Origin of the sequence: Paenibacillus mesophilus, assembly GCF_005938385.1 — a bacterium.
Taxonomy (GTDB): domain Bacteria; phylum Bacillota; class Bacilli; order Paenibacillales; family NBRC-103111; genus Paenibacillus_AB; species Paenibacillus_AB mesophilus.
Genome location: NZ_VCRA01000018.1, coordinates 69,306 through 80,702 on the forward strand (window position 1 = coordinate 69,306; position 11,397 = coordinate 80,702).

The window sequence follows — 11,397 nt, forward strand, 5'->3', positions numbered from 1 at the left end:
TCAAGGATGCCAACGGATCGGGGGAACACGCTGCATGTTGAGACGCGGATGGCGGAGCCGGCCGACCAAGAAAGGGAGACGGAAAGCATTTTTCATCGCGATGCTCATTTTCTTCCTGTTCTCGCTCCAATCGTTCATCTTCATCGAGAAAAACTTGCGTCCCCCGCTCATGCACGTCGCCATGCTCCGGGTGAAGCAGGTCGCCACACAGGCGATCAATACGGCAATCACCGAGCAAATTTCGCGCGCGCAAAGCTTCGACAAGCTGATCGATTGGCGGACGGACAAGAACGGTAAAATAACCGGATTCATGCTCAACTACGGGGAGCATATGAAAATAACGTCGGAAACGGTAAGCACGGTGCAGAACGTGTTGAACGGACTGAAGGACATCCCGGAGCATATTCCGGTCGGGCAGGCGATGGACAGCGCCATTATCGCTTCGTTCGGTCCGAAAATTCCGATCAAATTCACGCCCATCGGCGCGGTCAAAGTCGACTTGAGCACGCGGCAGCAGGATGCGGGCATCAATATGATTTTGGTGGAAGTGTATATCCGGATTACGGCCGAGGTCGCGATCATCATCCCGTTCGACTCGGAACCGGAAGTGGTGGAGACGGAAATTCCGATCTCGTACGTGCTCGTAGTCGGCGACGTGCCGATGTATTATTACGACAGCAAAGGAAACCCGAGCGGGAAAACGTCGTCCGCTCCGCCCAGCATCGCGATTCCGCAGATCAATCCGGAAGGAGCCAAGACGGAGACGGAGGCGAAGACGGAAGCGGGGACAAAAGGAGGCGCCGCCAAATGAAGCGGCACCCGGATATAGAAGTTTGGCTCGCGGAGAACGTGCGGCCGGAGCGGCTAGCGGCCGGCCGCCGACGGGGCAGGGCTCCGGTTCCCTATCCAAAACAGAACCGTGCCGATCCAGGCGCAAATGGAAGCGGCTATCAGGATCAGCGGCAAAGGAACGCTGTCCGCCATAAGCGAGCTGAGAATCGGCCCCAATGTGCCGCGGATGCCGAACAGCATCAGGTGCAGTCCGAACAGCGAAGCTTCCCGTCCGGGGGATAGGCGGAAAATAAAGGCGAGGATGCCGATATCCCATATCGCTTCGCCGATGCCTTGAACGAAATTGCCGATGATGACGGCGGGATAGCTGCCCCACAGTCCATACAGCATAGGGACGACCGCATAGGCGCCGATCCCGCAGAGCAGCGTATATTTGATGGGAAACCGGTCGATCGTCCGGCCGCCGATCAAATAGGTCAGCAGCAGCCCGGCGAAATAGGCTGCCCGGGCGTAGCCGATCTCCACGTTGCGCAGCTGCAGCACCTCGACCTGAATAATTTGGTACAGCGGACCCGCCAGCATGTTGCCGAAGCCGGAAAACATCGTAGCGGCGAGGAAAATGGCGAGCGTCCGGTCGCTTGCGACCAGGCTCCATTGATCGCGCAGCGAAAATCGCGGCCGCCGGGCCGCCGGCGGCGGATCGATCTTCGGCAGCTTCACGCTGCTGAACAGCAGGATCGAAGCGGCCCCGGCGGCCGCGGCGGCGATGAGCGGACCGGACGGCCCCGACATGTCCGTCCAGCTCCCGACGACATAGGCGAGCGGGATCATGAGCAAGCCCATCGGGACCCGTACATACCCCATCAAACGGCCGCGCAGGTCGGACGGGTACAACCGGGAGATCAACATGGCGTAGGCGGGCGCGTGAATGGCCATCAGCATCTGGAAAACGATGGCGGTCGCGACATATACCGACGGGTGAGGGACGAAGGCGGGAAAAAACAGCAGCAGACGTCCGAATAAGCTCGGGAAGACGACGAACGGCTTCGGGTTGTTCGTTTTCTCGATCCAGCTCGTCCATAACGGCGAGAATAACAGCCCGATAGGGGCTGCGGCCGACAGCAGGCCGACCTGCAGGTTGGACGCCCCTTGCTGGAGCGCGAAGGCGATAAAAAACTGATTGAGCACGACATTGAACAGACTGACCAGACCGGCCGCTCCAAAGTCGATTTTGGCATTGCGCCATACGTCGGGAACCATCCGCATGCCGAATTTGTAAACGGGAGTGTCCGGTTTCATAAATTTGCGCGCACCACGATTCGTCGAATTTCTTCGATCTAATCGTTGCAAATAATCGCCGAAAGCGCAATAGCCTTTTTCCATGAATAAAGGAACTCCTTTCCGCTATTGGCCCGGCTTTCGCGCCGAGCTTGCCCATCTGGGACAGATAACGGATCTGAGTTCCTTTTCGTTAAATCCTGCGGCTCCCTGTCAGGAGCCGCTTTTCTTTGGCCCGCGCAGCCGTTCTTCGCGCTCCCACTTCTTCAAATAAGCGAACGGGTCGAACGACCATTCGGTTTTGCCATTGTCCCGATACAAGCCGAAGTGGAGATGGGGCGGGAATTTTCCTTGCGTACCCGGCTTCCCGTACCCGGAGCTGCCGACCCAGCCCAGCACTTGACCGGGCTTGACGATATCGCCTTCCTTCAATTTCTTCTCGAAGCCGGACAAGTGGGCATAGTAATGGTAGACGTTGTTCAGGTCGCGCAGCCCGACGCGCCATCCGCCATACGGGTTCCAGCCTTTGATCTCGACGATGCCGTAGCATGTGCTGCGCACGGGGACGCCGTGACCCGCAAAAATATCGGTGCCCTCGTGCATCCGGTGGCCGCCCCAGCCTCGGCTCGCCCCCCAAGTGCTGCGGTACGAATATTCGGCCCCGAGCGGCAGAGGAAAAGCGTGCTCATGCAGATCGATCCGTCCGAAGGCGGCGTATATGCGGTAAAACTGTTCGATCCGCTCCACGCTTCGCTGATTGCGGTAATAGTTCCACAGCGCGAGCTTCAATTGATCTTCGCCCTTGCCGTATGTCAACAAGTAGGAGGCCATCGCCGACAAAGCGTCCAGATCGTTCGCGCGATCGGCTACGCCGTCTCCGGAGCCGTCCTTTCCCCTGCCCCCGAACAAGGCTATCGTCGCCGGGTTGTGATCTTCCTGATTCGGATTGGCGAATCCGGCCCAGTCGTGCTCCGAATAATAAATACCGATAAGCCCCGCCTGACGCGGTCTTTTCTTCGGATTGGCAATCGTCAGCGTTCGTTCGTACTGATCGATCGCGGCCAAATAGTTCCACGGGATGCCGGTAATGTCGCTAACCTCGTCGAATAGCTGCTTGCGCTCGGCGAACACGGTTTTCATATCTTTCGTCTCGACCTTTGCGGCTTGCTCTGCCGACGCTCCCCGGGCGGAGATCACGAATGTCGCGAGCAGCAAGCTGCATAAGGCCAGGACGGACGTCCGCCATAATCGGCCTGCACGTTTCAAGTTCGCTTAAGCCTCCTTTCGCCATCATGTCCATCTTCTATGCGGTTAGGATACGCATTCCCGCTTTTTGCTATTCCGGCCGGCCGCGAATTGCCCGATCCATTCATTTACATCCGGGGGATCGGTTTGATACGATTAGAAACAAACGAAAAACGGAAAGGGAGACAATGATGTTCGATCACCGGAACGAGCATGTCGACGAGCACATGGTGCTGCTGCAGGCCAATTTGGACGATATGAACCCGGAATTCAGCTCGTATGTCATGGACCGGCTGTTCGAAGCGGGAGCCAATGACGTCTATTGGATACCGATTATTATGAAGAGAGGCCGGCCTGGAATGATGCTGAACGTCTTAGTATCGGAAGAGCGGCTCGAGCGGATGGAAGAGATCGTATTCGCCGAGACGACGACGCTCGGGCTCCGTTACTTGAAGGCCGACGTTCATCGCCTTGGCAGGCAATTTGTCCGTGTAGCGACGGAGTGGGGCCCGATCACGGTCAAGCTGGGATTCCATCGGGGCGAGCTCGTCCAGGTGGCGCCGGAATTCAAGGAATGCGAAGAGGCGGCCAAACGGCACGGAGTACCGCTCAAGCTTGTATACGAGCAAGTTCGGCGCAACTATGCGGAAGGCAAATAACGATCGGGGTGAACTGACGAACAATGGCTGTTAACGAACAACAGATCAGAGCTGCCTTGCAGCAAAACGGGATCGAAAACGCGGCCGTCTGCATCCATTCTTCATACCGGTCGCTCGGCAAAGTCGATGGAGGCCCGGATACGGTCATCGACGCTTTTCTGGCCGAAGGCAATACGGTTATGACGCCGACGTTCTCCAACTCGTTCCTCGTCGCGCCGCCGCGGAACGGGAGGCCGGAGCGCAACGGCATCGACTATGAGACGGCTGTCTATGAGGATCACGACAAGGTATTTCATCCGGACATGAATACGATCGACCGGGAGACGATGGGTGCGATCCCCGCTGCGCTTGTGAACCGTCCGGGGAGAAGAAGAGGGAACCACCCGACCCATTCCTTTACGGCTCTCGGCCCGACTGCAGACAGCTTGACCGCCACGCAATCGCGCGAGCGTATATACGGGGCGTTGGAGCGGCTGATCGAGCTCGACGGCTGGGTCGTATTGATCGGAGTAGGGTTCGACCGGATGACGCTGCTGCATTTGGCAGAGCTGCAGGCAGGGAGGCGCTCGTTCGTCCGATGGGTGAATGATGGCGTCCGGAATAAAGTAATGTCGCACGTCGGCTCGTGCTCCGCCGGCTTCACCGGGTTCGATCCGGTACTGCTTCCGCTGACCGGCCGGGTCCGGGTAGGGGAAAGTTTGTGGACGATAGGGCGCGCCCGCGAGCTGGCCGGACAAGCGCTTGAGACGATTCGCTCGGAGCCGGAGCTGACGCGCTGCAGTCCCGATTGCATCCGCTGCCGTGATGCGATCGACGGAGGGCCGATTCTGTCGTAACCGGATTCGAGAAGCCGCTCGTCATCAAGCTTTACGAGACGATCGATACGCCGAACGGCGAGGCGAACCGGCTCGTAAAGACGCTGAAGCAGTAAGGGCCGGCCTCCGACAAACGAAAAACAGGCTTTCCCCGTGCAGATTGCTCTGCGGCAGGGAAAGCCTTTTGGTTTGATGGGTAAGATTTAATGCTTATGCGTGCCCGGTCCGCTTCTATGGTCGTGATTGTGCGGGTGATCGTGATGGTGGAGATGCTCGCCCGCATGTTTAGGCTCGTGCTTCTCGTGATGATGGCCGTGCTTATGTTCGTCATGATCATGATCGTGGTCATGATGACGGTGGTCGCCGTGCTCATGATGATCATGATCATGGTGGTGATGATGGCCGTGCTCATGATGATCATGATCATCATGGTGATGGTGGCCGTGCTCGTGATGGTCATGATCATGGTGATGGTGATGAGGGTGATGCTCATGAGCATGGGTGTGCTCCGCATGTATGTGCTGATGGGTCGTTGTCCATTTCGCGATGTACGAGTCCGCCGTTCCGACGACTACGCGCAGCACGTTGGGCTGGTTCGGCAAATCCCGTGTTCCCGCGCCATAGCCGATCGTCTCGACGACCATCGGCGGAAGCCCTTTGGAGAAGTCGTTCACGACAGCGGAGACGATTCCGGCTCCGGTCGGGGTGGTCATCTCCATCGCATAGTCGGTCGGCGCGATCGGAAGACCGCGCATCATTTCCAGCGTGGCCGGGGCGGGAACCGGGTACAAGCCGTGGTCGCAGCGCACCGTTCCCGAGCCGAGCGGGACGGGGGAGCAGTAGATCGTCTCGGCCTGCAGCGAATCGAGCGCCAGCGCGACGCCGATCACGTCGACGATGGAGTCGATCGCGCCTACCTCGTGGAAGTGCACCTTAGAGAGCGGTATGCCGTGGATTTTACCTTCGGCGATTCCGATTTTTTCGAAGATGGCTAAGCTGTAGGCGGTTACCCGCTCGTTAAAGCCGGCGGCCTCGATCATCTTGACGATGTCCGAGTAATGCCTATGATGCGTCGGCGGGTTGTTCGGATCGAGCGCAACGTCCATCTTAAGCGCGGAGATTCCTTTCTTGTTGACTCTTCTCCATTGCAGCTCGAACGGCTCGATGCGGATTTTTTGCAGCTCGCTTTCGACATACGCTCGATCGGCGCCGGCGTCTACAAGCGCGGCCAGCGCCATATCGCCGCTGATGCCTGAGAAACAATCGAAATATACGACTCGCACTGGGGATTCACGACCTTTTCGACATATTTTTATTGATCATTCCCGCACTGTAGCCGGCTCCGAAGCCGTTGTCGATATTGACGACCGTAACGCCGGTCGCGCAGGAATTCAGCATCGTCAGAAGGGCGGATACGCCATGAAAGCTCGCGCCGTAGCCTATGCTTGTAGGCACGGCGATGACGGGCTTCGATACGAGGCCGCCGACGACGCTCGCCAGCGCGCCCTCCATGCCGGCTACGACGATGATGACGTTGGCGCCGCGGATAACCGGCAGACGCCGGAACAGCCTATGGATGCCGGCTACCCCGACGTCGTATACTTTCTCCACATGGCTGCCCATGCATTCGATCGTGATCGCCGCCTCTTCGGCAACGGGCAGATCGGACGTGCCCGCGCATACTACTGCAACATAGCCGTCATGCATTTGCAGAATCGGCTTCTTGAACCAGGTAAGGGCGCGGGCGGCGGCGTGGTACGTCGATCCGGGGACGGCTGCGAGAACCGCTTCCGCTTTGGCCGCGTCGACGCGGGTTGCGAGCACACGGTCGGAATGCTCGGTCAGCCGCCGGAAGATGGCGACGATCTGCTCCGCCGTCTTGCCTTCGCCGTAGATGACCTCCGGGAAGCCTGTCCGTTTCTCGCGCTCGATGTCGAGCTGGGCAAAGCCGAGGTCGTCGACTTTGCCGTTTGCTTCCGCTTGCGCGATTTCCTCGATCTGCCGCTTCGCTTCCTCGACATCGAGTTCCCCGTCCTTCAACAGCTTCAGAACTTGCTCGAGTCGGTTCATCGGGCGGCTTCTTCCTTCACCGTTACGGGCAGCTCCTTCTTCAGCACGGCATTCATGCTGCCGGTCCGGTAGCCGGCCAGGTCGAGCGTCACGTACGTAAAGCCGAGCGAGGTGAATTTTTGGTGGATTTGTTCGTTCAATTCGATCACTTTCGCAAGCTCATCCGGCATCACTTCAATCCGTGCGATTTTATCGTGATGGCGTACGCGGACTTGCCAAAATCCGAGCGCGTACAAATAGTCCTCCGCCTCGTCGAGCTGGTCGATTTTGTACTTCTCGATCTTCGTCCCGTAAGGGATGCGCGAGGAGAGACAGGCGAAAGAAGGCTTGTTCCACGTCCGCAAGCCGAGCTCCTTGGACAGCTCGCGGATTTCCGCCTTCAGGAAGCCCGCCTCCTGAAGCGGACTGCGAACGCCCTGCTCGGTCTTCGCCTGCAGGCCCGGACGGTAGTCGCCCAGATCGTCTACGTTCGAGCCGTCTACGATGAACGGGTAGCCGAGCTCCTTGGCCATCGATTGCAGATGCGAATACAATCCGGTTTTGCAATGATAGCACCGGTCCGGGTTGTTCGCTACGAAGGAGGCGTTCTCGAATTCCTTCACTTCCGTCTTATGAAGACGGACGCCCATTTCTTCGGCAAGCTGCACCGCGGCGTTGAACTCGCGCGTCGGAAACGTCTCCGATGCGGCCGTTACGGCCAATACCTGATCGCCAAGCTCCTGGTAAGCCCGCTTCAGCACGAACGTGCTGTCTACGCCGCCGGAGAACGCGATCAGGACGCGTCCCATATCTCTAAGGATGGCGCCAAGCAACTCATCCTTTTGTCGAAGCGTCATTCCGGTATCCATGAAGTCCCCTCCCGGACGCCGCTTGCGGTTATGAATCGCCGCCAGCGGTCGTGTCATACTGCGTTTGCTTGCTAGTAAACCACATTTACAAGTGTATCATATCGACGTGACTCCCGAAACCGCGCGGCGTATGAAGGAACTTCAAAATATCCGTCGGCGGCCGCCCGGTCAATCTTTGAAATAATTCGGGAACTGCCCGCGCAGCCGGGGGAACTCCGAATCCAGCTTGCCCAAGTGATGCTCGAGCAGCCGGACAACGCCTTCTTCGTCCCTGTTTTTGAGCCGATCGAACAGCTCCTCGTGCTCCTGCACCAAGCTTTTCGTCAACACAAGCTCCTTCATCGCCAAATATCTGAACCGGTTCAGGTGCCCGCGCATATGGTACACGACCTCCAGCAGCGTTTCATTGCCTGCCGATTGAAGGATGCAGCGGTGAAAAGCTTCGTCCAGCCGGAGAAATTGAAGGACATCCTGCCGCTCGGCCGCTTCGCTCTGCTCCTGCAGCAGTGCACGGATTTGCTTCTCCGCTTTCGCGTGCCGTTCGGTATCGTCCCATTGCCGGGCCGCCAGCTTGAACGCGCTGCTCTCCAGGCTGAGGCGGACGAAGCGGCTTTCCTTCACCTTCAGCTCGGATATGTAGGTTACCCGCTTGTTCCGCTGAGGGAGCACATCGACGAGCCGTTCCGACAACAGCAGATGAAACGCATCGCGAATCGGGGTTCGGCTAATTTGCAGCGATTCGGCCAGCTCATTCTCGTAAATCGTTTGTCCAGGCGCAAGCTGCAACGTAATAATCGAATCCCGGATCGTTTCGTAAGCTTGCTCGCCCAAAGATTTACCGCTCGACACTTGAGACATGAAGTTCAATTATCGTTCACCACATTTCCGAATATAGGCTCAGTATACTTGTATACAGGTATACCGGTCAACAGCTTTTCATGGGAGAAGTCGATCCGACCATGTACGGAAATTCCGGCTTTCAAGATAAAGGAAGCGCTTCATTTCATTGTCCAACCGAACAAATCGACACCTTTTCCAACAAGTTGGAGCCTACATTTCCCCGGCCGGCTTCGCTACAATGAGAGCATAAGCGGCGGTCAGGCATGGATTGTTGCCCCTTTCGTGATATAATAAGCGTAATTCAATTAGAAAGCGGGAATCAACATGTCGACCAAACCTGTGCTTCGCAAGCCGGAATGGCTCAAAATCAAGCTGCCGGCCGGCGAAGATTACGATAACGTCAAACAATTGAAGGAAACGATGCGTTCCCGGACGCTCCATACCGTCTGCGAAGAGGCGAAATGCCCGAACATCCACGAGTGCTGGGCCAATCGGACGGCTACGTTCATGATACTAGGCGATATTTGCACGCGGGCGTGCCGGTTCTGCGCGGTCAAGTCCGGCTTGCCGACCGAGCTCGATCTGCAGGAGCCGGAGCGGGTGGCGGAAGCGGCCGAACAGATGGGGCTGCGCCATTGCGTCGTCACCTCGGTGGCGAGAGACGATTTGGCCGACGGAGGCGCTTCCATATTCGCCGAGACGATCCATGCGATCCGCAGACGTCTGCCGTTCTGCTCGGTGGAGGTGCTCATCCCGGATTTTATGGGGAACGAAGATTCCTTGCGCATCGTGATGGACGCGAAGCCGGATATTTTGAACCACAACATGGAGACGGTCGAACGTATGTCGGACCGGGTTCGCTCGAAAGCGAAATACGACCGATCCCTGGAGCTTCTTGCCCGTTCCAAACGGATGAGCCCGACGATCCCGACGAAGTCCAGCATTATGGTCGGCGTAGGCGAGACGTGGGACGAAATTTTGCGCACGATGGACGATCTGCGCGCCGTCGATTGCGACATCATGACGATCGGCCAATATTTGCAGCCGACGAAGCAGCATTTGCGGGTTGTGGAATATTACACGCCGGAGCAGTTCGCCCGGCTGAAGGAGGAAGGCATGAAGCGGGGCTTCCGCCATGTCGAATCCGGACCGCTTGTGCGGAGCTCCTACCATGCGCACGAACAGGTGCAATCGGCCCATGCCCATTCATGATGATCGACATTTCCGCGAAACCGGCGCAAGGAGGGATTCCTTTGATTCATATCGGTAGCAAGACGTATGAGCTCGTGCAGGAGCACAAAAACGGATACAATTTCGAAGCGTTCCGGGACCGTTTCAGCGAGGTGCTCGAGCGTTACGATTACATCGTGGGCGACTGGGGCTACAGCCAGCTGAGGCTGAAAGGGTTTTTCAAGGAAAGCAACAAGAACGGCAGCAAGGACACGTGCGTTTCCGGCATACACGATTATTTGAACGAATATTGCAATTTCGGCTGCGCCTATTTCATTGTGCGCAAAGTGAACGGCAAGATGCAGGGAGAGCTTCCCCCGCAGCAGCCGACCGAGCAGCAACCGCAGCAGCCGAGCGCGTCGAATCAAAGGCAGACGAGCCCCGGCACGGCTCAGCAGCAGCATCCACGACAAGAACGTCATGAGCGCCAAGAGCGGCAAGCGCGCCAGGAGCGTCAGCAGCCGACGAAATAACAAGGACACGTTTCACTCGGTCGGGAGGCGACAAGGCTTGTTGAACATTGCAAAAAGACGGTGGGTTGGCTGGGTGCTGCTCGGTGCGCTGGCCGCGGTCCAAACGGGCTGTGCGTACGCGAACGCGGCTCCGCAGGAGAAGCCGGAGCTGCTTAAGCCGGTCAAGCGGCAGGAAGACGTCTATGAGGTGAAAAGCGGGACGATCGCCAAGCAAATTCGCGGCACCGGCGTGTTCGTCTCGGCTTCCAACAAGTTTTACCAATATACCGTCGGCGGCCAGCTCGACGCGATGTACGTCAAGGTCGGCGACGTGGTGAACAAGGGCGATGTGCTGCTGCAGCTCGACCCGCGCGATTTGATGATGAGAATTTCGCAGCAGAAGCTCGTGCTGGCGAAGGCCGAGGACGCGCTCGCGGAAGCGAAGCGCGCCCGCGATCCGGAGAAGCTCCGGTTATCCGGCATGAACCGCGAGGTCGAGGAGCTGAAGCTGGAAGGTCTCGAGATGAGTCTCGAGAAGACGAAGCTGATCGCCGATCGGAGCGGCGTTGTTACGTTTCTTGATTTTATCAAGCCGGGCGACACGATCGCGTCTTATAAAGACGTTGTCGGGCTGTCCGATCCGCAGAGCATGATCTTTTTGTACACCGTGTCGGTCGGCGCCGATTTGACCGCGGTCGAAAGAGATATGGAAGCGGAAGTCGCATTCAACGGAAAGGTGTACAAAGGCAAAGTCATTCAAACGCCGAGAACCGCGCCTTTCACCGAAAACCAGCAGCAGAACGACCGGAATGCGAGATCGCTGATCATCTCGCTGGACACCGTCCCTCCCGATGCGGTGCTCGGCTCGCAAGCGGACTTGACGATCGTGACCGACCGCAAGGACAACGTGCTGATCATTCCGCGAGTGGGCTTGCGCTCTTATCAGGGCCGCAGCTTCGTCCATCTGAAGGACGGAACGAGCCGGAAGGAAGTCGATGTGGAGAAAGGGCTGGAAACGGCTACCGAAGTGGAAATCCGCAAAGGCTTGAAGGCCGGTCAGCAAATTATTTTGAACAATTAGGAACTACGGTTCCTTGATAATCGTGCAATAGTACCATATAACCGGACGAAGTTTTCCCGATCGCGGGAACTTCGTCTTTTTTTGTCG

The 11,397-nt window shown here is 57.6% G+C and carries 12 protein-coding genes; 6 read left to right on the forward strand and 6 right to left on the reverse strand.

What is annotated here, in order from left to right; all coding sequences use genetic code 11:
- Positions 1 to 34 precede the first annotated feature (34 nt).
- Positions 35 to 811, forward strand: coding sequence for a sporulation protein YunB (gene yunB / locus FE783_RS26115; RefSeq protein WP_138882312.1), 777 nt, complete (start codon positions 35 to 37; stop codon positions 809 to 811).
- 53 nt (positions 812 to 864) lie between these two features.
- On the opposite strand, the gene FE783_RS26120 is transcribed toward yunB, so the two are convergent.
- Both FE783_RS26120 and FE783_RS26125 read right to left on the reverse strand, forming a co-directional pair.
- Complete coding sequence (locus FE783_RS26120; RefSeq protein ID WP_238403261.1) at positions 865 to 2,175, reverse strand: MFS transporter; 1,311 nt, start codon at positions 2,173 to 2,175, stop codon at positions 865 to 867.
- 108 nt (positions 2,176 to 2,283) lie between these two features.
- A complete protein-coding gene (locus FE783_RS26125; RefSeq protein ID WP_420799770.1) occupies positions 2,284 to 3,336 on the reverse strand; it encodes a M23 family metallopeptidase in 1,053 nt (350 codons plus the stop codon).
- 167 nt (positions 3,337 to 3,503) lie between these two features.
- On the opposite strand from FE783_RS26125, the gene larC2 reads away from it, so the two are divergent.
- Positions 3,504 to 3,974, forward strand: coding sequence for a nickel pincer cofactor biosynthesis protein LarC2 (larC2, locus tag FE783_RS26130; protein WP_138882313.1), 471 nt, complete (start codon positions 3,504 to 3,506; stop codon positions 3,972 to 3,974).
- Between the two features lie 23 nt (positions 3,975 to 3,997).
- On the forward strand, positions 3,998 to 4,810 hold the full coding sequence (locus FE783_RS26135; RefSeq protein ID WP_138882314.1) for an AAC(3) family N-acetyltransferase: 813 nt from the start codon (positions 3,998 to 4,000) through the stop codon (positions 4,808 to 4,810).
- A 182-nt stretch (positions 4,811 to 4,992) separates the two neighbouring features.
- Here FE783_RS26135 and larC read toward each other — a convergent pair whose 3' ends face one another.
- The 4 genes from larC to FE783_RS26155 form a co-directional block, all read right to left on the reverse strand.
- On the reverse strand, positions 4,993 to 6,072 hold the full coding sequence (gene larC, locus FE783_RS26140) for a nickel pincer cofactor biosynthesis protein LarC (protein ID WP_138882315.1): 1,080 nt from the start codon (positions 6,070 to 6,072) through the stop codon (positions 4,993 to 4,995).
- A gap of 7 nt (positions 6,073 to 6,079) precedes the next feature.
- Entirely contained in the window at positions 6,080 to 6,859 is a 780-nt protein-coding gene (larB, locus tag FE783_RS26145; protein ID WP_138882316.1) for a nickel pincer cofactor biosynthesis protein LarB, read from the reverse strand.
- Entirely contained in the window at positions 6,856 to 7,707 is an 852-nt protein-coding gene (larE, locus tag FE783_RS26150; RefSeq protein ID WP_138882317.1) for an ATP-dependent sacrificial sulfur transferase LarE, read from the reverse strand. Before larE ends, larB begins: the two co-directional genes overlap by 4 nt.
- 168 nt (positions 7,708 to 7,875) lie before the next feature.
- Positions 7,876 to 8,565, reverse strand: coding sequence for a GntR family transcriptional regulator (locus FE783_RS26155; RefSeq protein WP_138882370.1), 690 nt, complete (start codon positions 8,563 to 8,565; stop codon positions 7,876 to 7,878).
- A 306-nt stretch (positions 8,566 to 8,871) separates the two neighbouring features.
- On the opposite strand from FE783_RS26155, the gene lipA reads away from it, so the two are divergent.
- From lipA to FE783_RS26170, 3 genes are read left to right on the forward strand one after another with little or no spacing between them, the layout of a single operon-like run.
- Positions 8,872 to 9,759: a lipoyl synthase gene (gene lipA, locus FE783_RS26160; RefSeq protein WP_138882318.1), complete on the forward strand. Its 888-nt coding sequence runs from the start codon at positions 8,872 to 8,874 to the stop codon at positions 9,757 to 9,759.
- Positions 9,760 to 9,800: 41 nt separating this feature from the next.
- Entirely contained in the window at positions 9,801 to 10,250 is a 450-nt protein-coding gene (locus tag FE783_RS26165; RefSeq protein ID WP_138882319.1) for a YutD family protein, read from the forward strand.
- A gap of 37 nt (positions 10,251 to 10,287) precedes the next feature.
- Positions 10,288 to 11,310 carry an efflux RND transporter periplasmic adaptor subunit gene (locus tag FE783_RS26170; RefSeq protein WP_158302033.1) on the forward strand — a complete coding sequence of 341 codons (1,023 nt, stop codon included), beginning with the start codon at positions 10,288 to 10,290 and terminating at the stop codon, positions 11,308 to 11,310.
- Positions 11,311 to 11,397 lie beyond the last annotated feature (87 nt).